The sequence below is a fragment of the Bartonella sp. CL70QHWL genome (genome assembly GCF_042194855.1).
Taxonomy (GTDB): domain Bacteria; phylum Pseudomonadota; class Alphaproteobacteria; order Rhizobiales; family Rhizobiaceae; genus Bartonella.
On the sequence record NZ_JBHINJ010000096.1, the window covers coordinates 1 to 997 of the forward strand.

Here is a 997-nt window from a genome sequence, read left to right on the forward strand (position 1 = left end):
CCTATCTGATAGACGAAATCTCTGTAAGCAGCCCACCACAAAGCTTAAGCGTGACAGGGCGCGCCGCATCAATGAACACGTCTTACAGAACCCCCAAAAGCCAATCCTATCACCAGCAAACCCTTGGCAGTATTGTTCAAGAGATAGCAGAGCGTAATGGCTATACGCCAAAGGTTGATCCTTCTCTTGCAAAAATCGTTGTGCGTCATATTGATCAAACATCGGAAAGTGATATGGCTTTTGCTGCACGCCTCGCAGGGGAATATGATGCGGTAGCAAAGCCCGTTGATGGCAAACTTGTGCTCGCCAAACGGGGTGAAGGCAAAGCCATCACCGGTGAAACACTCCCTATTGTTGTTATTCATGAGAAACATTGTACCTCTTGGGATTTTAAATACAGCGCACGGGATGAAGCAGGAGCAGCCAATGGCTTAGAAACAGATGTGGGAGACGACCAAAAAGCCGCTGCTGATGCACGAGAACCAGAAGAGATTGATGATGATGAAAACTTTATCCATATGGATGACAGTGGCAGAACAGCACCATTATCATCTGAATCGGAAAAAGCAGAAAAAGAATCTGAGAAAAAAGAAGAAGACAAAGAGAAGAAAGGCGGTGTTCTCGCAACCTATCATGATATCCGCAGTGGTGAAAAAAAAGAAGTCAAAGTTGGCAAAGCACCGTTTCATGAACTCAAATACACCTACCATAACCAATCAGAGGCTGTTGCGGCCATTGCTGCTTATCGCAATAAATCATCACGCGGTAAGTCTTCTTTCTCATGTGATATCGGCGGTGATCCGTTTGTGCAAGCAGAAGCAAAGCTTGTTCAAGAGCCCCCTTTCCGCCCCTATATTCCAGCAGAATGGCGCATCAAAAGTGTTAAGCACAAACTTGATAAAACGGGTGGTTACACCACAAAAATAGAATGCGAACTTTTTGATGAAGCCCAAGAAGACACAGCTGGAAACGTTGCAAACACCACACCAGACAAGGA

At 45.5% G+C, this 997-nt stretch carries 1 protein-coding gene; it reads left to right on the plus strand.

Annotated features, from left to right (window positions below):
- Nucleotides 1-997, plus strand: a 997-nt coding sequence (locus ACFIJZ_RS09895) for a late control protein (protein WP_375631987.1), incomplete at both ends; no start/stop codon positions are given.